Source organism: Marinomonas pontica, from assembly GCF_036322735.1.
In the GTDB taxonomy this organism is placed as follows: Bacteria; Pseudomonadota; Gammaproteobacteria; order Pseudomonadales; family Marinomonadaceae; genus Marinomonas; species Marinomonas pontica.
Genome location: NZ_AP027271.1, coordinates 967,893 through 989,606, shown reverse-complemented (window position 1 = coordinate 989,606; position 21,714 = coordinate 967,893). Strand labels below are relative to the sequence as shown.

22 protein-coding genes are annotated in these 21,714 nt (G+C 44.7%); 7 read left to right on the top strand and 15 right to left on the bottom strand.

Annotated elements, in window-relative coordinates; translation table 11 throughout:
- Nucleotide 1: 1 nt before the first annotated feature.
- Nucleotides 2-1,714 (bottom strand): acetolactate synthase 3 large subunit, encoded by a 1,713-nt coding sequence (locus tag AABA11_RS04630; RefSeq protein WP_338265812.1) that lies wholly within the window; start codon nucleotides 1,712-1,714, stop codon nucleotides 2-4.
- A 448-nt stretch (nucleotides 1,715-2,162) separates the two neighbouring features.
- On the opposite strand from AABA11_RS04630, the gene AABA11_RS04625 reads away from it, so the two are divergent.
- A complete protein-coding gene (locus AABA11_RS04625) occupies nucleotides 2,163-2,423 on the top strand; it encodes a hypothetical protein (RefSeq protein ID WP_265728463.1) in 261 nt (86 codons plus the stop codon).
- 58 nt (nucleotides 2,424-2,481) lie between these two features.
- Nucleotides 2,482-3,567 (top strand): tRNA epoxyqueuosine(34) reductase QueG, encoded by a 1,086-nt coding sequence (gene queG / locus AABA11_RS04620; protein ID WP_338265809.1) that lies wholly within the window; start codon nucleotides 2,482-2,484, stop codon nucleotides 3,565-3,567.
- 10 nt (nucleotides 3,568-3,577) lie between these two features.
- Here the strand turns inward: queG and AABA11_RS04615 are convergent, their stop codons facing one another.
- Entirely contained in the window at nucleotides 3,578-4,435 is an 858-nt protein-coding gene (locus AABA11_RS04615) for an acyl-CoA thioesterase (protein ID WP_338265807.1), read from the bottom strand.
- A 176-nt stretch (nucleotides 4,436-4,611) separates the two neighbouring features.
- Here AABA11_RS04615 and moaA point away from each other — a divergent pair, with 176 nt between their 5' ends.
- The 4 genes from moaA (at nucleotide 4,612) to AABA11_RS04595 (ending at nucleotide 7,873) form a co-directional block, all read left to right on the top strand.
- A complete protein-coding gene (moaA, locus tag AABA11_RS04610; protein ID WP_338265804.1) occupies nucleotides 4,612-5,607 on the top strand; it encodes a GTP 3',8-cyclase MoaA in 996 nt (331 codons plus the stop codon).
- A gap of 11 nt (nucleotides 5,608-5,618) precedes the next feature.
- Nucleotides 5,619-6,158: a molybdenum cofactor biosynthesis protein B gene (moaB, locus tag AABA11_RS04605; RefSeq protein ID WP_338265802.1), complete on the top strand. Its 540-nt coding sequence runs from the start codon at nucleotides 5,619-5,621 to the stop codon at nucleotides 6,156-6,158.
- A gap of 5 nt (nucleotides 6,159-6,163) precedes the next feature.
- Nucleotides 6,164-7,357, top strand: coding sequence for a molybdopterin molybdotransferase MoeA (locus tag AABA11_RS04600; RefSeq protein ID WP_338265800.1), 1,194 nt, complete (start codon nucleotides 6,164-6,166; stop codon nucleotides 7,355-7,357).
- A gap of 90 nt (nucleotides 7,358-7,447) precedes the next feature.
- Entirely contained in the window at nucleotides 7,448-7,873 is a 426-nt protein-coding gene (locus AABA11_RS04595; protein ID WP_338265797.1) for a HepT-like ribonuclease domain-containing protein, read from the top strand.
- Nucleotides 7,874-7,893: 20 nt separating this feature from the next.
- Here the strand turns inward: AABA11_RS04595 and AABA11_RS04590 are convergent, their stop codons facing one another.
- Nucleotides 7,894-8,814 carry a LysR family transcriptional regulator gene (locus tag AABA11_RS04590; protein ID WP_265728468.1) on the bottom strand — a complete coding sequence of 307 codons (921 nt, stop codon included), beginning with the start codon at nucleotides 8,812-8,814 and terminating at the stop codon, nucleotides 7,894-7,896.
- A gap of 149 nt (nucleotides 8,815-8,963) precedes the next feature.
- Nucleotides 8,964-9,875, bottom strand: a complete 912-nt coding sequence (gene serB / locus AABA11_RS04585; RefSeq protein ID WP_338265794.1) for a phosphoserine phosphatase SerB — start codon at nucleotides 9,873-9,875, stop codon at nucleotides 8,964-8,966.
- Between the two features lie 145 nt (nucleotides 9,876-10,020).
- Here serB and AABA11_RS04580 point away from each other — a divergent pair, with 145 nt between their 5' ends.
- The gene (locus AABA11_RS04580) at nucleotides 10,021-11,460 is read left to right on the top strand and encodes a YtjB family periplasmic protein (protein ID WP_338265792.1); all 1,440 of its coding nucleotides are present in this window, start codon (nucleotides 10,021-10,023) and stop codon (nucleotides 11,458-11,460) included.
- Nucleotides 11,461-11,569: 109 nt separating this feature from the next.
- Here AABA11_RS04580 and rpoS read toward each other — a convergent pair whose 3' ends face one another.
- The 11 genes from rpoS to AABA11_RS04525 form a co-directional block, all read right to left on the bottom strand.
- Complete coding sequence (rpoS, locus tag AABA11_RS04575) at nucleotides 11,570-12,571, bottom strand: RNA polymerase sigma factor RpoS (protein WP_338265790.1); 1,002 nt, start codon at nucleotides 12,569-12,571, stop codon at nucleotides 11,570-11,572.
- A 31-nt stretch (nucleotides 12,572-12,602) separates the two neighbouring features.
- Complete coding sequence (locus tag AABA11_RS04570; RefSeq protein ID WP_338265788.1) at nucleotides 12,603-13,343, bottom strand: peptidoglycan DD-metalloendopeptidase family protein; 741 nt, start codon at nucleotides 13,341-13,343, stop codon at nucleotides 12,603-12,605.
- Nucleotides 13,344-13,473: 130 nt separating this feature from the next.
- Nucleotides 13,474-14,403, bottom strand: a complete 930-nt coding sequence (locus AABA11_RS04565; protein ID WP_338265787.1) for a DUF368 domain-containing protein — start codon at nucleotides 14,401-14,403, stop codon at nucleotides 13,474-13,476.
- A complete protein-coding gene (locus AABA11_RS04560) occupies nucleotides 14,396-15,061 on the bottom strand; it encodes a protein-L-isoaspartate(D-aspartate) O-methyltransferase (RefSeq protein WP_338265783.1) in 666 nt (221 codons plus the stop codon). The genes AABA11_RS04565 and AABA11_RS04560 overlap by 8 nt, the downstream gene beginning before the upstream one ends.
- Complete coding sequence (surE, locus tag AABA11_RS04555) at nucleotides 15,058-15,804, bottom strand: 5'/3'-nucleotidase SurE (protein ID WP_338265781.1); 747 nt, start codon at nucleotides 15,802-15,804, stop codon at nucleotides 15,058-15,060. Before surE ends, AABA11_RS04560 begins: the two co-directional genes overlap by 4 nt.
- The gene (gene truD / locus AABA11_RS04550) at nucleotides 15,782-16,876 is read right to left on the bottom strand and encodes a tRNA pseudouridine(13) synthase TruD (protein WP_338265780.1); all 1,095 of its coding nucleotides are present in this window, start codon (nucleotides 16,874-16,876) and stop codon (nucleotides 15,782-15,784) included. Before truD ends, surE begins: the two co-directional genes overlap by 23 nt.
- A complete protein-coding gene (ispF, locus tag AABA11_RS04545) occupies nucleotides 16,873-17,394 on the bottom strand; it encodes a 2-C-methyl-D-erythritol 2,4-cyclodiphosphate synthase (RefSeq protein WP_338265778.1) in 522 nt (173 codons plus the stop codon). The genes truD and ispF overlap by 4 nt, the downstream gene beginning before the upstream one ends.
- Before the next feature lie 16 nt (nucleotides 17,395-17,410).
- Nucleotides 17,411-18,160, bottom strand: coding sequence for a 2-C-methyl-D-erythritol 4-phosphate cytidylyltransferase (gene ispD / locus AABA11_RS04540; RefSeq protein ID WP_338265775.1), 750 nt, complete (start codon nucleotides 18,158-18,160; stop codon nucleotides 17,411-17,413).
- Nucleotides 18,157-18,435, bottom strand: coding sequence for a septum formation initiator family protein (locus AABA11_RS04535; protein WP_338265773.1), 279 nt, complete (start codon nucleotides 18,433-18,435; stop codon nucleotides 18,157-18,159). Before AABA11_RS04535 ends, ispD begins: the two co-directional genes overlap by 4 nt.
- A 134-nt stretch (nucleotides 18,436-18,569) precedes the next feature.
- Nucleotides 18,570-19,865 (bottom strand): phosphopyruvate hydratase, encoded by a 1,296-nt coding sequence (gene eno / locus AABA11_RS04530; RefSeq protein WP_265728481.1) that lies wholly within the window; start codon nucleotides 19,863-19,865, stop codon nucleotides 18,570-18,572.
- A gap of 51 nt (nucleotides 19,866-19,916) precedes the next feature.
- The gene (locus AABA11_RS04525) at nucleotides 19,917-21,551 is read right to left on the bottom strand and encodes a CTP synthase (RefSeq protein ID WP_265728482.1); all 1,635 of its coding nucleotides are present in this window, start codon (nucleotides 21,549-21,551) and stop codon (nucleotides 19,917-19,919) included.
- Nucleotides 21,552-21,714: the final 163 nt, after the last annotated feature.

The following is a 21,714-nucleotide window of genomic DNA, read 5'->3' as shown; positions in this document are numbered from 1 at the left end:
ATTAGGTTCGCTCCGTCTTGCTCAAGAACATATCTCGCATCGCACCACGTGGCACTTGCATTGGATACACATGCTCTTCTGGGTCCACGTAACAGTTAATGAAGACCAACTGATCTGTCATTGCAAACGCTTCTTCCATCTTGGCATCGAGTTCGTCTTTGGTTCGAATCTCAACGTATTTATGACGGTAAGCATCCATCAAGACCTTGAAATCAGGTAATGAATCCATGTAGGAATTTGAATAGCGACCTTCATAGTTCATATCTTGCCACTGGCGAACCATGCCCAAATAGCCATTATTCAAACACAAGATTTTAACTGGCAAACCGTATTGCAAGCAGGTAGAAAGCTCCTGAATATTCATTTGAATACTGCCTTCACCCGTTACGCACACAACGGTTTCGTTAGGGAAATTCATCTTCACGCCCATCGCAGCTGGAAGACCAAAACCCATTGTGCCTAAACCGCCAGAGTTAACCCAACGATTTGGTTTATCAAACTTATAATACTGAGCGGCAAACATTTGATGTTGACCTACGTCAGACGCAACAAACGCATCACCTTTAGTGGCGCGCCAGCACGCTTCAATCGCAGCTTGAGGCTTGATCTTTTCACTGCTAGTGTCATAACGACCACCATGCACTAAACGCCATTCATTGATTTGCTTCCACCAACCAACAAGCGCTTCGGTGTTTGAGCTTTGACCTTCAATCAAAGACAACATCTCTTCCAAAACCTGACTAACAGGACCAACAATTGGCACATCAGAACGAATGGTTTTAGAAATAGCCGCCGGATCGATATCAATATGAATGATTTTCGCACCAGGACAGAATTTATCAGGATCGTTCGTAACGCGGTCATCAAAGCGAGCACCTACGGCAAGAATCACATCACTGTGATGCATCGTCATGTTCGCTTCGTATGCGCCATGCATACCCAACATACCAACAAACTGCTTATCCGTACCTGGATAACCACCCAACCCCATCAAGGTATTGGTAACAGGAACGTTCAAAGACTTCGCCAATTTAACCAGCAAATCGGACGCACCACCCATGATAACGCCACCACCGGAATAAATGATTGGACGCTTAGCGGCAAGCAAAAGCTCAACGGCTTTTTTGATCTGCCCACTGTGCCCTTTCGTTGGCGGTGTGTATGAACGAATAGAGACAGATTCTGGGTATTTGTATTCGTACTTGTCACCCGGCATGGTCATGTCTTTTGGTACATCAATCACAACTGGGCCCGGACGACCAGAGCTTGCGATGTGGTATGCCTTCTTCATGATCATTGGAATTTCAGAAGGGTGCTTTACAGTAAAGCTATGTTTTACGATTGGGCGTGATACACCAATCATATCCGTTTCTTGAAAGGCATCTTCGCCGATCAGGTAACTCATTACCTGTCCGCAAATAATGACCATCGGAATGGAGTCCATATACGCCGTCGCAATACCTGTAACAGTATTGGTGGCACCTGGGCCTGATGTTACAAGAACCGTACCTGCTTTGCCCGTTGCACGAGCGTAGCCATCAGCCATGTGCGTTGCCGCTTGTTCATGCCTAACCAGTATGTGCTTTACGTCAGACTGACGATGCAATGCATCGTAAATATGAAGTGCGGCACCGCCTGGATAACCATAGATATACTCAACTCCCTCATCTTTGAGGAAGCGGGCGATCATTTCACCACCAGATAATAACTCCACCTTGTTACCCTCTATAGTATTCATCTTTCTTTTAATATTAGTGCGGCTATTGTAACCGCATAAGACAAACAGATTAAAGTTGATAGAACGAAGTTTGCTAAACTAACTGAGGTAACTTTTAAAAATAAAACATTTCGATAAAAGTCAGAAACACTCAAACGCAAGAAATCGCAGTTTTTACACTGCCCGCGTCTTTTCGCGAGGAGAAGCATAAAATGACAATATTGCGTCACGTTATGCTTGTGCTTATCAGAACGAATCTGATTGAGATGAGCTAGTGGCCCATAAAAAGGAGTCATCGACAGGGTGTCGTCGAATTATATAGCGCTTCATTTTGTCGGCACGGCCTTATTTTGTCAACACTAAAGCACGTGATATGCGTATAAAAACTTGCTCTAATAGCAGCTTCATGGTGTCATAGCGACATAATTTGATTAGGAGTTTTACCATGGCAAATGAGCTCAACCAACAACGTATTATTGACGAATTTTTACGCTGTTTTCGTAAAATGTTGATGGACCCAGAATTGGCTGGAGAGTTAGTCCGCATCGCCAAAGAAAACATCAATGAGCCAAATGCTTACCAACGCATTGCAGAAGAAGTATCTAACCAAACCACCATTAAGATTCAAGAAGAGCACACCGAAGCCGATCGTCGATTCATCAAATTATTGATGGACGTTGTAAAAGGCGACTCTCAGCTATACTAATTTTTGTTCTTCTCGCTAGGCTTATCTCTGGCCTAGCGTTCAATATATCGGTGTTTACTTGCTTCCTTCGTTTTTAGCCAGCCCAGAAGAATTACGCCAACTTGCTGATGACATCAAATCATGGGCAACTGAATTGGGGTTCGCCGATGCACGCATCGTTGAGCCTGATTTAGCGCAATACAAAGACGAGTTTAACGAATGGCTGGCGAATCAATACCACGCTGGCATGGACTACCTCGCCAACCATGGCGACATGCGCTTTTACCCCGAACAACTTCACCCGGGAACGCGCCGTGTCATTTCCCTTCGTATGCATTATCTCCCGCAATCCGTCGAAACCGTCGAAAGGCTAAAAACCAAAGATAAAGCGTATATCGCACGCTATGCTCTAGGGCGTGATTACCATAAATTAATCCGTAAACGGCTAACGCAACTCGCAAAAAAAGTAGAGCAAAAAGTTGGCGACCATGGCTATCGCGCATTCGTCGACAGCGCGCCTATTCTGGAAAGGCAAATTGCTGAGCAAGCAGGAATGGGGTGGATTGGTAAAAACACATTGCTCCTCACACCAAAAGCAGGCAGCTGGTTTTTACTGGGTGAAATATTTACTAACCTACCTCTTCCCGTCGACAAACCAACCGCAACACGACATTGTGGCAGCTGCACAGCTTGTCTAACACAATGCCCTACCGATGCCTTTGTTGAACCATGGGTTTTGGATGCCGGAAAGTGCATTTCTTATTTAACCATTGAACACAAAGGTCCAATTCCGGAAGCGTTGCGCAGCAAAATGGGCAATAGAATTTTTGGGTGCGACGACTGTCAACTCGTTTGCCCTTGGACAAAGTTCGCCAAACACACCAAAGAAGATGACTTTCAACCCAGGCATAATCTGGATTCCGCTGATCTGGTTGAATTATTCGAATGGAACGAAGAAACTTTTTTGAAAAACACCGAAGGCTCGCCTATTCGACGTACCGGATTTGAAAACTGGCGCCGAAACATTGCCGTCGCTTTAGGCAATGCTCCCACCAACTCAGAGACGATTAAGACCCTAGAAGATGCACTTCCTCATTCTTCTGAGCTGGTCAAAGAACACATTGTCTGGGCATTACAACAACATAACCCCCAGTCAGAAGAATAACCGGCCAGCACTAGCGGGAATAACGCAGCAAACCTTCTTGGGCAGTCGAAGCCACTAACTCGCCTTTTTGATTGAAAATTTGTCCTCGGACAAACCCTCTTGACGCGCTTGAAGAAGGCGAGTCTGCCACATAAAGTAGCCACTCATCCAAGCGAAAAGGTCGGTGAAACCAAATAGCGTGATCCAAACTAGCAAGGTTTAGGTATGGGTTACCAATTGAAATCCCATGAGGCATCAGAGCCGTTTCAATAAAACCGTAATCCGTTGTGTAAGCCAACATCGACTGATGAACCAAAGGGTCATCGGGTAGCGCCGCAACACTGCGAATCCACATGTGACGCTTGGCAATACCTGGTCGCGGGCGAAATGGATTCTGGTTTTCCACAATACGATATTCGATCGGCCGATCCGCAGTAAATAAATCCCGCACTTTGCTCGGAATTTCATCCGCATGCGCTCGATACAGCGACAATTCGGACTTAAAGGATTCCGGCCCTGGAACATTTGGCATGGCATCCTGATGATCCAAGCCTTCTTCTGTAATATGAAAAGAGACCGTCATCGCCAGAATACTCTTACCAAATTGCGAAGCAATCACACGCCGTACACTGAAGCTGCCCCCATCACGAACCACCTCCACATCATAGTCAATCGGATGCGCCGAGTCGCCGGGCCTTAAGAAATAACAATGCAGAGAATGTGGAAAACGCCCTTCAACGGTTTGCGTCGCGGCACTCAACCCTTGACCAATTACCTGTCCACCAAATAACTTGGGGAAACCTATGTCCTGACTACGACCAATAAATTGAGTCGCCGACACCCGCTCTAACTTCAATAAACCAATTAGATGGTTAACAACTTGATTCACCGTCATGCTCCTACATTGTGTGTTAACAATATTATGCCGCTTTTTTCATCTCTGCCTGAACCACAAATGCCGATATACTGGAAATAACCCCAAGATTCCGTCTGAAACCGTCCTCGAGCTTTGCCAAAGTGGCATTTTTTTGCTTTGATGGAGGTCTAACTTATAGGATGTGTTTCTTGGCAACGTCAGCATTAATTGATCCATTTGGTCGAAAGATAGATTACTTACGCATTTCCGTCACGGATCGATGTGATTTTCGCTGCACCTATTGCATGGACGAAGAAGTCACATTTTTACCAAGAGATCATATTTTATCTTTAGAAGAAATTGTTCGCGTTGCGAAAACCTTTATTGCTTTGGGCACCAAACGGATTCGAATCACCGGTGGCGAGCCTTTAGTGCGTAAAAATATCCTGTGGGCTATGGAGCAAATCGCCAATACAGAAGGTCTAGAAGAACTGACCATCACAACGAACGGTTCTCAGCTCTATAAAATGGCGCAAAACTTACTTAATGTCGGCGTGTCACGTATCAACATCAGTCTGGATACCCTGAAACCAGATCGCTTTTATGCGCTTACTCGCAGAGACAAATTCCAACAAGTAATCGACGGCATAGACGCCGTGACACAACGTCCTTTCAAGCGCATTAAATTAAACAGTGTCATGCTGAAAAACCATAATGACGATGAGCTTTTTGACCTTGCGCAATTTGCCTTAGACCGCAAAATGGACATTAGTTTTATAGAGGAAATGCCTCTTGGTATCATCTCTGACCATAATCGCGCTGCAACCTATTTATCCAGTGATGACGTGATCGAAACGCTTAGCCAACATTATCAGCTTTCCACCAGTCAAATGATCACCAGCGGCCCGACTCGGTATTATCACGTGGCAGGCTACGAGAATAGAATTGGGGTTATCTCTCCTCACAGTCATAATTTTTGCGACACCTGTAATCGCGTCAGATTGACTGCCGAAGGCCGCTTATTACTTTGCCTCGGAAACGAACATTCAAAAGACTTAAAAAGCATTATTCGAAACACTAATCCGCACTCAGCAACATTAGAAAGCGCCATCATTGATGCGCTTGCCCTAAAACCTCAGCAACACCATTTCAACCTTGATGAAGCGCCACAAATCTTACGCTTCATGAGCGCAACAGGAGGCTAATAAAAAGCACCATGGCTAAAACACCCACCCCTTTTCGTCCACTCAACATCAGCGTCCTGACTGTTTCAGACACTCGCACTCTAGCCGAAGACACTTCTGGCGATGCGCTGATCGAACTATTAACCCAAGCTGGGCATACCTTAACAGAAAGACGCTTAGTAAAAGACGATGTGTATCAAATGCGAGCGGTGGTCTCTCATTGGATTGCAAGTGAAGAAACCCACGTTGTGTTAATCACAGGGGGAACCGGTTTTTATTCTCGAGACAGCACACCGGAAGCCATGACACCACTGTTCGATAAAACCATTGAAGGCTTTGGTGAACTATTTAGACAAATCTCTTACACCGAAATAGGCACTTCAACCATTCAATCACGTGCGATTGCTGGCCTAGCAAACCAAACCCTTATTTTTTGTTTACCGGGTTCCACCGGCGCCTGTAAAACCGCATGGAATGGCATTTTGGCAGAACAGTTGAATGCGTCTCACAGACCCTGCAATTTTGTCAGCATGTTGATTGGTCCGTATATCACTCCTCAGCAAGAGAGCTAAACCTCATGTCCACCCTGCTTGCCTTTGACAGCGCTTTGAAGGAAATCGAACGAAGCGCCAATCGTCGTGTGACACACCACACTATTTCACTATCAGACGCTGTTGGTCACATTTTGGCGGAAGACATTCATGCCCCGATGAACGTTCCACCACACCACAACAGTGCGATGGACGGTTATGCCTTTGCTTATGCGGATTGGCAAGCCGGCAAAGCCTTTACGGTCAGCCAACGCATTGCGGCAGGACAGCCTCCACAGCCATTACTGACAGGTACCTGCGCTCGTATTTTTACCGGTGCAAACATGCCCGATGGCGCTGACACAGTGGTAATGCAGGAAGAGGTAGAACAAGTCGGTGAACAGGTTGTCTTTAAATGCGCCCCAACCTTAGGTGATAACGTCCGTCCAAGCGGACAAGATATGCACCAAGGTCAGGCTGTCATGTTCGCTGGCGACACATTCACGCCCATGCACATTGGTCTTTTATCGAGTCTTGGCTTGACTGAAGTTTGTGTTTACTTGCCATTGCGAGTTGGACTTCTGACAACCGGTGATGAACTGATTCCTGCCGGACAACCGCTGAAAGTCGGACAAATTTATAACTCGAACGGCCCAATGTTAAGCGCACTTGTCGCTCAATCTGGCCATCAAGTCAGCCGATGCATTCACGCATTAGACACCCCAGAAGCAACAGAAGCAGCACTCAAAGATCTAATCGCTTGCTCAGATGTTATCTTATCGTCTGGCGGCGTCTCAGTAGGTGAAGAAGATCATGTAAAGGGTGTTCTAGAAAAAATGGGATCTGTGCACTTGTGGAAAATTGCCATAAAGCCCGGAAAACCATTAGTCCACGCCACGCTGGATGGGGTACCTTTTCTAGGCTTGCCAGGTAATCCAAGTTCCACTTTAGTGACTTACCATTGGTTTGCTCGTTTATTACTCTCCGTTTGTGCAGGAAAGAAAGTCAATAGACCAGCATCTTATCTTGTCGATGCGGGATTTAATCGCCATAAAGTGATCCAGCGTGATGAATTTATCCGCGTTTCAATCGGCGACGATGGATTGGCCTACGCTCACTCTCAACAAAGCTCTGGCGCCTTATTAGCCGCCTGTGAAAGCCAAGGCTATTTGCACATCAAAGCCAATACCCAAGTGGAATACGGTTGCTCATATGCTTTTTATCCCTTCTCTGCCTTCTAACTTTTCCCTTTTTAAATATCTCACCTAAACTAAGAAGTAGCGAACGACATAACCAGTACGCTACTTTTTGATCACAAAGGCGAAAACACAATGAGAGACTCAGAATGGGAAAACTCCCTATATGACCATCAACACGCGATGATAAAGCGCCTTGATACCTTTAGGAAAAGACCGGCAGCAACAGAATACTCCAAAGACGAAATCATGGTAATCGAGCACTCTTTTCAGCTGTTGGTGGCTTCTATGTTGGATTTAGCTCGATACGTTTTAGAACATCATTACAAAACAGAAGTCCCGTCACGCAAAGAAGTACTTAATGCGCTGGTTGCAAATAAAGACGTTACTTACGAACAGGCGGAGCAAATACGAGCACTTATTATCTTAAGAGATAAAATACTGCACGACTACCTAGACGAAAACTTTGGCTACCTAGAAGAGGCCATGACCTTAAGACGATATGGGCTAGTCGAAATACTAACGAAAGAATGGATTACCCGCTTATCAAGCCTTACTTGATAAGCGCAAATCTAAAAGCACTATACGGTTGCTTCAAGAAAGGCTTGCCTTAATAAGCCTCGAAACCAAACATGGGCTGCGTCACGTTGAAAGCGTTCATGCCACATCATAGAATAATCAAACTCACGTGTCGTAAATGGCAATTCATACAACTCCATCCCTGTAACCGTTTCTATCATGTCTTCTGCAAATAACCTTGGAACCGTTAATAACAAGTCACTGTCCATAACCACTCTCGCGGCAGGCACAAAGTTCGGCAGATGCACAGCGACATGTCGTTTATAGCCCATCTTGTCTAGTTCTCGGTCCACCGCAAAGTATTCTCGGCGTCCCAAAACGACTTGAATATGACTGGCTTTTAAGTAGCCATCTAATGTCAGCTCTTGCACGATATTAGGGTGGTTTTTTCGAGCCAAACACACCAAACGATCGCTTTTTAAGCGCATCGCTCGAATACTTGAAGGCGGTTCTTTCGACAAAACTGCCACGGCAATATCGATGTTCGTTTGGTCAAGCTCTGACACACTATCTTCGTTCCAAGACTTGACGTCTAATATTGCGTTCGGGGCTTGTTGACGAAACAAGTCCAGAATTTTAGGCAGCACAGTAAGGGTACCAAAATCGGTAGTGGACAAAACAAAACGACGTTTACTGGTTATGGGATCAAATTCACTGGGCTGAATCAGATGCTCAAGCCCTTTCAACATGTCAGCTAACAACGGTGCTAAATTTTCTGTTTTTGACGTGGCGGAAAGCCCATGGGAAGTACGAATAAACAAAGGGTCATCAAACATGTCTCGTAAACGGGACAATGAACGACTCACAGCGGGCTGAGAAACATTTAATCGTGTAGCGGCTTTTGTGACATTTAGTTCTTCGATCAAAACTTGCAACACGTAAAGCAAATTCAAATCCACATCAGACAATTTTACTTCTGACAAAACCACACCTCATTAAGCTCGTTATCATTATAACTCAGAATCATAACAAGCTTTTAAACAGGTCAATAGCCTTCTTTACGAAATGCCCAACAAATCAGCAAAAAGCCATTGACCCATAAACCACATCGCAAGCCAAACAACGGTATTAACTAAGCAACTAACTGTCTAATTTCAGACGAGGTCATGCCCAGCAAATACAATATGCCATCCAGACCATGATTATTCATCGGACACGGCGCTTTTTCTCTTACTAATGGCTTAGCATGTAAGGCGACACCAAGCGCAGCATGATTTAGCATCAATAAATCATTGGCGCCATCACCACAGGCAATGGTTTGTTCCCAAGGCACGCTTTGAGTGTTAACGATATTCGTCAATAAGTGTTTTTTACGCTCGCCATCCACAATCTCACCAAGGTGTTTACCGGTAAGGGCGTTGTCTTGGATTTCTAGAACATTGGCATGAACTTCAGACATACCGTAATCGGCTTTTACACGGTCAGCGAAATACGTAAAACCGCCGGACAGTATTGCAGTATGCCAACCATAATGATGCAAAACGGTCATCAAAGTTGAAATACCGTCCATAGGCTGAATACGCTGGTAGACACTGTCCATAACGTCGCTACTCAAGCCCTTCAACAAGGCCAAACGCTGAACAAAGCTTTCAACAAAATCTATCTCGCCACGCATTGCGCTTGCCGTCACCGCAGAGATTTGCTCGCCTATGCCAGCTTCAACCGCCAACTCATCCATGACTTCCGCTTTGATCAAGGTGGAGTCCATATCAAACACCGCCACCCCAGGTGCGCGAATATCAATCCTACTTGACTGATAAATATGATCGATGCCCGTTTGATTGGCTAAAATTAACAGTTCAGCACGCAACTCAGTACTATCTACCTGGTGCTCAGTTAACAGAAACTCTACAACGGACGTTTTTTCTCCGTCGTTTGTTAGCATACGAAGCGACCCTTCTAGGCCACGTTTTTCTAACCAGGCGGTGAATTGATCTAGATATTCCGAACTAAAAGAACCGATGAGAGTGATACTGGCAGACATAAACGCTCCTAATTCAATAAGACGCCTACTATAGCAAATCGTTTTCTTTTCGCTAAGCACCTGTTCTACTTTAAAGAATTCAGAAAACGGCCGTTATGATGTGTATACTTTACCCATTGTTCTACGAGTTACCCAAAGGAAGTGAATGGACACCCAACCAAAAACCAATGCGATTCGTGCTTTTATACGCAAAAAACTCAGCGCATCTGTCGTCACCATTGCCACCTTTATTTCATTAATGGTTCTTACCGTCTGTATTTTTTGGTATACGATGACCCATGCGCTGGGTAACTATTTATCGCAACAAACCGAAGTATTAGGCAGCAGCTTGGCAACACAGGCGGCGTTTAATGCGACGCAGTCTATTTTAACTAACGATCTACTCAGTCTAAATGTTTTATTAAATCGTTTAGTGGTTGATGACAACATACTGAGCGCGCGAGTTTATAACAAAAAAGATGAACTGCTTGCCGAAGCCGACAGTGGAAATTCAGGGGCGTCTTCCGAACAAGACTTTCGTCCAAGTGAAAAACGCAGAGTGTATAGCTCCAGTATCAAATTTCGGGATGAGATTGTTGGACATGTTCTAATCACTCTGGACAAAACACCAGCACAAGCAACACTCCAACATTTAAACAATCTTTTAATTGGCGTCGCCATTTTCACTTGCACCATTTCTTTGCTGCTTATCTTATTGGTCACAAAATGGCTTTATGCGCCAATCAATGAAGCAAAATCCGCCTTAATTGCTTACAGCAAAAGAAAAAAGCATATGCCTCTTTCGTCTCCTTTTTACAAAGAAGCAAGAGATCTCATCAACGCGGTCGAGACCATTCAAACGATAGAACCACCACAAACCTTAACCGAGACTGAGGTAGACACCAAAGACGATCACCCAGAAGTCGTTGCCAAACCTCAATTTGAGATCAATTTCGACGCCATCTTTGAAGAATCAAGACAGCGCAGCTGCGTGCTGTATTTTGATATTTTGAACTTAGAAGAATGGCGCGAAGAAATGACACCGCTGCAAGTCGCTAACTTACTTACTCCCATATACAGAGCGATGTTTCAAGCCAGCGAAGTGTATCTTGGGCAAGTTCACCAATACAAAAATGACTCAGCCATTGTTTTATTTAGCGCTCAACATTGTGAAGATAATCTCTATATTAATGCTGCCAGCACAGCACAACTCTTTCTGGGCTTAATTGATAAGCTCTTTGAGAATGAACTTTATGCCAATATCCCTAAACTCAATGTCCACTTGGGGCTACATCAAGGCAATCAACACATCACCAATATGGTGAACGAGAACCTCTTTGAACCAGAAAAAATACCAGACCTACTGCACCACATCCTTCAATTGAGTCAATCTGAAAGTAGAAACAAACTGGTCATCAGCGACGATATTTTCACCCTATCGCAGATTCAAAACCGAGTATTCACAGGTCTTCCTGAGATTATCGAGGATGATGGAAACGAAATTTTAGCGTACGAAGTAAAAGGGCTGTCTGGTAAATACAAACAACAGATCCAGCAGTACATTAAGCACATCGCGGATCCAGAACAACAAAAAGACATACCCTAAACGAGAAAATACCGTATCTAGAGACAAGAAAACCCGCACAAAGCGGGCCTTCTTACCGATGCAAACAAGTACAAGTGTGCAGACAATCTGCTCTTTACAGATAATCGGCCTAATCCTCCATACGAATAACATCGTCCAAGGCAAGCCCTTCTTTATCCATAATCATGCGCAATTTGCGCAATGCTTCCACTTGAATTTGACGAACACGCTCACGCGTTAAACCGATTTCAGCACCAACGTGCTCTAATGTACTTGCCTCATGGCCACGTAGACCAAAACGACGAGTAATCACTTCACATTGCTTCTCGCTTAACTCATTAAGCCACAGCTCAATACTGTGAAGTACGTCGCCATCTTGACGATCAGCCTCTGGACCTTGATGCAGCGTATCCGCCAGTATCTCAACCAAACTCTTATCGTTATTATCGCCACCAAACGTGGCATCAATGGAGCTGACCTTTTCATTTAAACCGAGCATTTTCTGCACGTCTTCAACGGGACAGTCCAACATGTCAGCAATTTCTTCTGCGCTGGGCTCATGATCCAACTTTTGCGTTAACTCACGAGCCGCTCGTAGGTATACATTCAGCTCTTTCACAACGTGGATTGGCAAACGTATGGTTCTCGTTTGGTTCATTATCGCACGTTCAATAGTTTGTCTTATCCACCAAGTGGCGTAGGTAGAAAAGCGAAAGCCGCGCTCAGGGTCAAATTTTTCAACCGCGCGGATTAATCCAAGATTGCCTTCTTCAATCAAATCCAATAAAGACAAACCTCGATTTAGATAACGCCGCGAAATTTTCACCACTAAACGTAAATTGCTTTCTATCATGCGCTTGCGGGCTTTTTCGTCACCTTTAAGAGATAGGCGAGCGAAGTACACTTCTTCCTCTGCTGTCAGCAGGGGAGAAAAACCGATCTCACTCAAATACAACTGCGTAACATCTAGGTTACGACTCGAATCAGCGTCCGCATATCGAGCATTAACTGCCGATTCAAATTCTTCATCAACAAGGTCTTCATTTTCAGCGAAGTCATCCACTGCCTCAAAATCAAAATCCCCTGTATCCGATACCTTAACTGCGTCTTTATCCATATTTGCCAACTTCATGCCCCCTCCTTAAAACGGTAATTCGCTTAATTTATTTGGGTAAAACATCTAGCGGATCGATCGGCTGACCATCTCGACGCACTTCAAAGTGAAGAAGCGGTCTGTCGTCTCCCTTACCTCCAATGACAGCAAGAGAGTCACCAGCACGAACATTTTGCTTCTCTTTTACTAGAATCCTTTCGTTGTAGGCGTAGGCACTAAGATACACATCGTTGTGTTTAACAATTACAAGATTTCCGTATCCAATGAGACCGCTGCCTGCATACACGACCGTTCCATCAGCGGCCGCTTTTACCAATGCTCCTTGTCCAGCTTTAATATCTATACCTTTACTACTAACGCCAGCATTTGAAAACCCCCTTTTGACTTCTCCATCAACAGGCCAATGCCATTCACTCGACATTTTTTCGTCCTTTACGTCACTCTTAGGTAACACTGACGTGGTTTTTTTCACTGTCGGGGCAACTGTTTTTGTCGTGGTCGCTTTGGTATTTTTCACAATTAAAGGCGTAGAAGGCGAACTATTTTCAGCCACATTAGACGTCGCTTTTACCACATTATTCAGACGAATCTTTTGCTTCGGATAAATAATATAAGGCGCATCAATGCGATTTGACTTGGCCAGTTCGCGGTAATCTAAACCGTAGCGAAAAGCAATAGAAAACAAGGTTTCACCACTTTGAACACGATGAATTCCAGAGGCCGGTATAGACGAAACACTGGCATTATTAGACGCATAAGTGCGATTACTTTTGGCCGAATAATGCAACAATTCATAAGAACATCCTGACAAAAAAAGACAGCAAAAAGCCGACCAAGCCAACCACCGAGTCGATAAAAAAATTGTCTGTCTAATCACTGCACTGCCAAAAATAACGCGTCACCTTAATGAACGATTTAGATTAATTATTATCAACTGCATTTTTTTGTAAAAATATGTAAGAAATGAGAATTACACTCAAAAACCCCATAAAAATAAACATAACAGGGATCAATAGATCCGCCGTCAAACTAAAATCGAGTAATTTCCATGGTAAAACCAAGTGTTCTTGTACTGGATACTTCTTATCACCGATCACACTCCATTGATCCGTTACTTTCCAAGGCCAAACTTTTACTAAAGCGCCTAGCATAACACCCGTCAGAAATGACAGAGTCATGGCTCTCACATGATTAAGCAAATAACGCAGAATTTTAGAAAAACTCAGCAAGCCAATTAATGCACCGGCCGCAAATACTATAATAATGACAACATCTAGGCCCTTCACCGCGGACAGTATAAAGCCATACATCCCCATCATCAGCAGCAAAAAGCTGCCTGATATGCCAGGCAAAATCATGGCACAAATGGCCACCATACCAGACACAAAAACCATAATAAGCGAAGTATCTAATTGCGTTGGAACTAACAAAGACAAACTGGCACCCAGCAAAATCCCCAGACTAAGAATACTAAAATGCCGCCAGGAAAAACGACGTATTTGTCTAATCAAAAAATAAGCAGACGCCAAAATGAGCCCAAAGAAAAAACTCCATAAATAGCTCGGGTAGACAGCCAAAAGATGCGTAATCACTCCGGCGATCAGAAAAATACTGGTTAAAATCCCGGCCCCTAACGGCAACAAAAATGCACCATCAAAATGCCCCCAAAGCGCTTTAATATCGCCTTTTAACAGCATGGTTAAACTGCTTATATTGACACCACTCAAGGCATTTATCAGTCGATCATAAACCCCCAATATAAAGGCAATAGTCCCGCCAGAAACACCAGGAACGACATCCGCCGCCCCCATTAGTACACCACTCAAATACAGTTTCAGCCATTTAGGCATATTCCATTCCTTCCAATAAAGGCACAAAGTACGCGGACTCTGTTTCTAAACATTTCCAACGATCCCCTTCTTTTCTCCAGCATCCAATTTGCGGGTTAGGATGATCAATTGGCATAATTAAAATACCTTGCTGCTTCAAACAATGAGTCAGCGCCAGCGGGACTTTACTCGCCATTGCGGTAATAATCACCGCATCCATTTCAACTTGGTTAGGCCAACCGGCCTGACCGTCACCAAACAGATACTCCACATTATTCACCCCCATTGATGACAAACGACGCTTAGCTTGATGATAAAGGGGCTCCTGACGCTCAACCGTGTGAACCTTGTTGTAAAAATGCGCCAAAATTCGAGTCTGATACCCTGATCCCGTCCCGATTTCTAACACTCGACCAAGCCGAGAATAGCTCAGCAGCCACTCCGTCATTCTTGCAACAGTCAAAGGCTGACTAATGGTTTGATTACGACCGATAGGAAGTGGCGTAGCAGAATAAGCCAAATGAGAAAACGCAGGTTCCACAAACTCATGACGGGGTATGGTGCCCATTAAAGCCAATAATTCTTCGTGCGCAATGCCATGACCTCTAAGTTGATCAATCATTTTAGAGGCTTTGGGCTCAGTGTGTGACACCAACCAATTGAGATCTCTCAGGCTCATAACGTAATAGTATCAGTCCATGTTTCAAGGGGAGACTTTGCTTCATAACAGGTCATATCTGTATGAATGGGAGTGATAGAAACATAACCATGTTCAACAGCATGAAAGTCGGTTCCCTCTGACATGTCATGCGGCTCTGACAAGGCGCCAATCCAAAAACTTGGTAAACCTCTTGGGTGTTGAGCTGAAACCGGTGCTTGAGCTTTGTGACGGTATCCTAAGCGCGTTACTTTGATTCCCTTTAGCTCAGAATAAGGAATATCAGGCACATTGATATTTAACAATATTCCAATGGGCAAAGTCAGCGTGTGTGCGTCTTTTAAAAGTTGCATGATGACATTGGCCGCGGTCTCAAAATGCACACTACCAACTAGCGAAACCGCTAAGGCTGGACGCCCTAAATGTCGCGCCTCCATCGCGGCGGCAACAGTACCAGAATAAATCACATCATCGCCCAAATTGGCACCGTGATTAATTCCAGACACCACCACATCAACGTCACCATCAATCACACCAGACAATGCAAGATTGACGCAATCCGTCGGCGTGCCATCGACACGATACTGGCTTTCCTTCACCTTGATAGGCTGCAAAGGTCGTGACAAGGTCAACGAGTTGCTCGCACCACTGCGATTACGGTCAGGGGCGACAACCAATACGTCATAATATTGCTCTAACTGCTGCGCCAGTGTTTGAATTCCAACCGCATCAATACCGTCATCATTCGCGATCAATATTCTCATGGAACTTCTCAGCCGACTTATCCGTAAAATCAATCATTTCGCGCAATATACTGGTCGCAAAACACCCTTTTGTTAAAGAAAATTCAACAATCAGCTGTGTATTCCCTTCGCTATCATTAAGCAATTCCCACGCCATATTCATAGGAACAAGTCGCGCTAAACGACTGTCTCTCGAAAGGTCAAATGCAATCAAAGCATCCACCAAATCGGTACTGTCAGACAAGGACGCTTTCATCACCTGCTCGCGCTGAGCCCCCGTCCCCGCTTCCCAGCCTTCGCTGATCATAGGTAAAACGGGGCTAATACCACCACGCAGGACGCTCAAGTGCATTAAAGCGCTCACTTCCTTCACCCGAAACTGCTCATCTTTATGCTGAAACTGCGCGATATCACCATCGCATAAGCGCATCCACATACCATTTTCCACTTGATCACTTAACGCTTCGTTGAAACACCAAGAACGAATGGCCGACAACCAAAAAGATTCCGTTTTAGTCAATTTGCGGCGACTTTGCCGCCCTTTTAAAACAAAGTCTTTGCCATGATGCAAATTATTACCGTTTATACCGAAACGCTGTGGTCCATAATAATTAGGCACACCGGCTTGTTTTATGAGGTTTAAACGACCTTCTAAATCATCAAGATCCCCTTGAATATCGCGAAGACGAATCACAAAACGATTGGCTGAATGCGTCCCAGTTCGAAGCTTTTTGGAATGACGTAGCTGCGCAATCACTCGCACACTTTCTGGCTCTCGGAATGCCTCCTGAATCGTAGATAAATCCGGTTCTTGATTCAAAACATGCAAACAAAACCACTGGCGCGTACAAGCATGGCGGTCTTTAACACCACTGTAAGTCACTTTATTCGGAGCAATACCAGCAATCTGGGCCAAGCGCTTCGCCAAAAAATCCGTGTTTACCCCTTCCTTCTCAACAAAGACAAAGCAAAACTCGCCCTTACCATCAGGTTCAAAACCCAACTGCTCTTCCACATAAAAATCCTGAGCGTAAGTTTTCAGGTTTCCTGTCACTGCTGGCTTAGACCAAGCGTATCGCCATTCGGTATTCATACATTACCTTTATCAAGTGAAGCTTGCTGTAATTGGGCCTGTTTAAAAATAAGGGCAACCGCTTCGACTGCGATACCTTCTTTGCGCCCAGTGAAACCAAGCTTCTCCGTGGTCGTCGCTTTTACATTGACCGCGCTAATATCGATCGTTAAATCTTCAGCAATATTGGCTCGCATCGTATCAATGTAAGGACGCATTTTTGGCGCTTCGGCAATAATGGTGACATCCACATTTCCCACACTAAAACCAAGCGCCTGAATTTCTTGATACGCTCGCTTCAACAAAGTGCGGCTATCCGCACCCTCGAACGCGGCATCCGTATCCGGAAAGTGTTTCCCTATATCCCCAAGCGCAGCCGCACCCAACAAAGCATCAGTCAAGGCATGCAAAGCCACATCACCATCGGAATGTGCAACCAAACCATGTGAATACGGGATAGAGACTCCGCCTAAAACCACATGATTACCTTCACCAAACTTATGAACATCAAAACCATAGCCAATACGAAACGGCATCATGATAAATACTCCTGTGCTATGAAACGCACTCATTATTTAAATTAAACGACGATGGACTCAGGACGCCCGATGAGGAAAGAAAAGAAAAAAGCGCTTCGGCGATCAGCAAATCTTCGGGCAACGTAATCTTAATATTACTGCTCTCACCGATAACAAGATCCGGATGCCAACCCACAAACTCCATAGCGGAACATTCATCCGTCACTGTAATGCCTTGCGTTTGTGCTGTTTGCAACGCCGTCAGTAGAGCCTGTGCAGGGAACTTTTGTGGCGTCTGAGCCAGCCAAATCGTGCTCCGATCAAGTGTGATATCCACGGCATTTTGCTCTGCCACTTGACGCTTCACGGTCTCTTTTACAGGCATGGCTAAAATGGCTCCCTGATCAGAACGGTGATCTATTATTCGCTTTAACGCCGTTGGACTTAACAACGGCCGAGCCGCATCGTGCACCAACACATCTTGCTGAGTGACACCGAAACCACTTAATAAATACTCTAGCCCCTTCTGAACGGTATCACAGCGTTCTTTTCCACCAGTAAAACGATGGACTCTATCATGCTGATACCACTTAGAATCTGGCCAATACGCATCGTGTTCACCCACGCCCACTAATACACCCGCAACGGAAACATGTGAAATAAAAATGTCGATGGTACGGTCTAAAATAGTTTGTCCAGCAAGTGATAAATACTGCTTTGGACAATGAGATTGCATGCGCTGACCTACGCCAGCCGCGGGAATGATAACCCACAATGAGGATGTCATTTTTTATTCACCATACGATAAAACACTTCACCGTCTTTTATGTACTGAAGTTCACTGCGGACATGTTCTTCCACCGCTTCTTCACCAAGGCGTAAGTCATGGACTTGCCCCCTCAGTGCTTGATTACGATGTTTTAAACGCAAATTGATACGCTCTTGATAAGCAATCTGTTTTGCTAACTCCTCCTGTCTTTTCACACCCTGTTCACCAAAATACAAATGGTAAGATTGATAGCCAATGGCGCAAACAAAAAAGACAATAAACAGACGAGCCATAACACCCTCAGAACGCTAAAAAAATATTCCCACCACCATAAAATTAAAGGCAAAGGAATTAAAGCAAAAAATAAAAAAAGGGAGAACTTGGTTCTCCCTTTTTAGATCAAGGCACTTTTTAAATCAAAACAATATTACGCCTGACCTTTGATCTCAGAACGACCTTTGTAAGGTGCTTTACCACCTAATTGCTCTTCAATACGTAGCAATTGGTTGTACTTAGCAACACGGTCAGAACGACATAGAGAGCCAGTTTTGATCTGACCAGCCGCTGTACCCACAGCAAGATCAGCAATCGTCGCATCTTCCGTTTCACCAGAACGATGAGAAATAACCGCTGTGTAACCGGCCGCTTTTGCCATTTTGATGGCTTCTAGTGTCTCTGTCAAAGAACCAATTTGGTTAAATTTGATTAAGATAGAGTTAGCAATGCCTTCGTCGATGCCGCGTTTCAAAATTTTCGTATTGGTCACGAAAAGATCGTCACCCACTAACTGAATTTTGTCGCCAAGAATCTTAGTTTGGTAAGCAAAACCTTCCCAGTCAGACTCATTCAGGCCATCTTCAATCGAAACGATTGGGTACTGATCGCAAAGTTCAGCAAGGTAATCAGAGAAACCTTCTGAAGTGAAGACTTTGCCTTCTCCTTTCAGGTTGTAGTTACCCTCTTCGTAGAATTCAGACGCTGCACAGTCCATTGCCAAAGTAATGTCTTTGCCTAGCTCATAGCCAGCCGCCGCAACCGCTTCTTTAATAACCGCGAGCGCTTCAGCGTTAGAAGCAAGGTTTGGCGCGAAACCACCTTCATCACCCACCGCAGTGTTCAGTCCACGATCGCTCAGAACCTTCTTCAACGCATGAAAAATTTCTGCACCGTAACGCAACGCTTCGCGGAAGTTAGGCGCGCCAACAGGCTGAATCATAAACTCTTGGATATCAACGTTGTTGTCAGCGTGCTCACCACCATTGATGATGTTCATCATAGGCACTGGCATTGAATAAACACCTGGCGTACCGTTTACATCCGCAATGTGAGCGTATAGTGGTACTTTCTTAGAAATCGCTGCCGCTTTCGCTGCCGCCAAAGAAACCGCCAAAATAGCGTTCGCACCAAAAGTAGATTTGTTTTCAGTGCCATCAAGATCGATCATAATGTGATCTAATTCAGCTTGCGCAAGGGCATCTTTGCCGATCAGTGCATCACGGATAGGACCGTTAACCGCCGCAACGGCTTTCAAAACACCTTTGCCTAAATAGCGACTTTTGTCGCCATCGCGCAATTCCAAAGCTTCACGAGAACCGGTAGAGGCACCAGAAGGTGCGCACGCTGAACCTACAGAACCATCCGCCAAAATAACATCGGCTTCAACGGTAGGGTTACCACGAGAATCTAGAACTTCTCTGGCTTTGATATCAACGATTTGACTCATAACAAACCTCTTAAAATAAATGAAAAATCACAAACTGCCTGTTTGCTCTACTTATTTTTCTTTTCCTGCATATTTCAATGCCGCATGTACAAAGGCACTGAACAGGCCGTGTCCATATCTTGGAGTAGAAGTGAATTCTGGGTGGAACTGACAAGCAACAAACCAAGGGTGATCGGCAATTTCTACCATCTCAACCAAGGAGTTGTCTTCTGAACGACCCGATATCGTCAGACCTGCTTTCTCCAACGCTTCAACATAAAAGTTGTTCACTTCATAACGATGACGATGACGCTCTTTGATTACCGCTTCGCCGTAGGCTTCGAAAGCTTTAGTGCCTTCCGTAAGATTACAGTTCTGCGCGCCAAGACGCATTGTGCCACCAAGATCGGATTCCTCTGACCGGATTTCTTTGGAACCCTCTGCATTAGTCCATTCAGTAATCAGACCAACAACTGGGTTCTCTGCTTTTAAATTAAACTCGGTACTGTGCGCACCGGCTAAATTTGCCACATTACGAGCAAATTCGATTACCGCTACTTGCATGCCCAAACAAATACCTAAGTAAGGCACTTTGTTTTCACGAGCATACTGAGCCGTTAAAATTTTACCTTCCACACCACGCTCACCAAAGCCACCAGGAACAAGAATCGCGTCCATTCCTTTCAGCACTTCAGTGCCTTTTTCTTCAATACTTTCAGAATCGATATAATGAAGTTTTACTTTTGTGCGCGCATGAATGCCTGCGTGATCCATTGCTTCGATCAAAGACTTGTAAGCATCCAATAGCTCCATGTATTTACCAACCATGGCGATATTGATTTGTTTCTCAGGGTTCAACTTCGCCTGAGTCACTTTATTCCAAATCTCAAGATCTGGCATATTACAATCTAAATTGAAGTGCTCGACAATTAAGCTGTCCAAGCCTTGATCGTTCAACATCTGAGGGATGCGATAAATGGTATCGGCATCTGGAAGAGAAATAACCGCACGTTCTTCAACACTGGTGAACAACGCAATTTTCTTACGCTCTGGCGCTTCAATCGTCACTTCAGAACGGCATACTAGAATGTCTGGCTGAATACCAATAGAACGAAGCTCTTTCACAGAATGCTGAGTAGGCTTAGTTTTGGTTTCACCCGCCGTGCGAATGTAAGGAACCAGAGTCAAATGCATAAACAAGGCACGACGAGAGCCCAGTTCGACTTTCAGCTGACGAACGGCTTCTAAGAAAGGTTGAGATTCGATATCACCAACCGTACCACCGATTTCTACCAAGGCAACATCCGCGCCTTCAGCACCAGAAATAACACGGCGTTTGATTTCGTCTGTGATGTGAGGGATAACCTGAACCGTTCCACCAAGGTATTCACCACGACGCTCTTTTTTAAGAACATGTTGATAAACACGACCACTGGTGAAGTTGTTGCGTTTGCCCATTTTAGTGGAAATAAAACGCTCGTAATGACCAAGATCTAGATCGGTTTCAGCGCCGTCTTCTGTAACGTACACTTCACCGTGCTGGAAAGGACTCATGGTGCCCGGATCCACGTTGATGTATGGATCTAGCTTTAGCATGGTGACTTTTAGACCACGAGATTCAAGGATAGCGGCCAAGGATGCTGCTGCCAAACCTTTACCAAGAGATGAAACTACACCGCCTGTAACGAAAATATATCGTGTCGCCATGAGTGTTTAACCCGCCTTACAAATATGAAAAAATGAGATTTGAAAGCACATGACAATGTACCTTCAGGACGGGGGGAAATAATAGCATCGCAAGGACTTTCACTCAATGTAAAACACAGTTGTTTTGCAATGAGTGAAAGATTCGGAAAAGAGCAAGATCCAC

Excerpts from the sequence above, each read along its gene's own strand:
- AABA11_RS04625 (WP_265728463.1), top strand. The coding sequence starts at position 2,163 with ATGGCAAATGAGCTCAACCAACAACGTATTATTGACGAATTTTTACGC.
- surE (WP_338265781.1), bottom strand. The coding sequence starts at position 15,804 with ATGAGAATATTGATCGCGAATGATGACGGTATTGATGCGGTTGGAATT.
- AABA11_RS04595 (WP_338265797.1), top strand. The coding sequence starts at position 7,448 with ATGAGAGACTCAGAATGGGAAAACTCCCTATATGACCATCAACACGCG.
- ispF (WP_338265778.1), bottom strand. The coding sequence starts at position 17,394 with ATGATGCCGTTTCGTATTGGCTATGGTTTTGATGTTCATAAGTTTGGT.
- AABA11_RS04580 (WP_338265792.1), top strand. The coding sequence starts at position 10,021 with ATGGACACCCAACCAAAAACCAATGCGATTCGTGCTTTTATACGCAAA.
- AABA11_RS04535 (WP_338265773.1), bottom strand. The coding sequence starts at position 18,435 with ATGGCTCGTCTGTTTATTGTCTTTTTTGTTTGCGCCATTGGCTATCAA.
- moaB (WP_338265802.1), top strand. The coding sequence starts at position 5,619 with ATGGCTAAAACACCCACCCCTTTTCGTCCACTCAACATCAGCGTCCTG.
- AABA11_RS04565 (WP_338265787.1), bottom strand. The coding sequence starts at position 14,403 with ATGCCTAAATGGCTGAAACTGTATTTGAGTGGTGTACTAATGGGGGCG.
- ispD (WP_338265775.1), bottom strand. The coding sequence starts at position 18,160 with ATGACATCCTCATTGTGGGTTATCATTCCCGCGGCTGGCGTAGGTCAG.
- rpoS (WP_338265790.1), bottom strand. The coding sequence starts at position 12,571 with ATGAAGTTGGCAAATATGGATAAAGACGCAGTTAAGGTATCGGATACA.
- AABA11_RS04560 (WP_338265783.1), bottom strand. The coding sequence starts at position 15,061 with ATGAGCCTGAGAGATCTCAATTGGTTGGTGTCACACACTGAGCCCAAA.
- truD (WP_338265780.1), bottom strand. The coding sequence starts at position 16,876 with ATGAATACCGAATGGCGATACGCTTGGTCTAAGCCAGCAGTGACAGGA.
- AABA11_RS04600 (WP_338265800.1), top strand. The coding sequence starts at position 6,164 with ATGTCCACCCTGCTTGCCTTTGACAGCGCTTTGAAGGAAATCGAACGA.
- serB (WP_338265794.1), bottom strand. The coding sequence starts at position 9,875 with ATGTCTGCCAGTATCACTCTCATCGGTTCTTTTAGTTCGGAATATCTA.
- AABA11_RS04525 (WP_265728482.1), bottom strand. The coding sequence starts at position 21,551 with ATGGCGACACGATATATTTTCGTTACAGGCGGTGTAGTTTCATCTCTT.
- eno (WP_265728481.1), bottom strand. The coding sequence starts at position 19,865 with ATGAGTCAAATCGTTGATATCAAAGCCAGAGAAGTTCTAGATTCTCGT.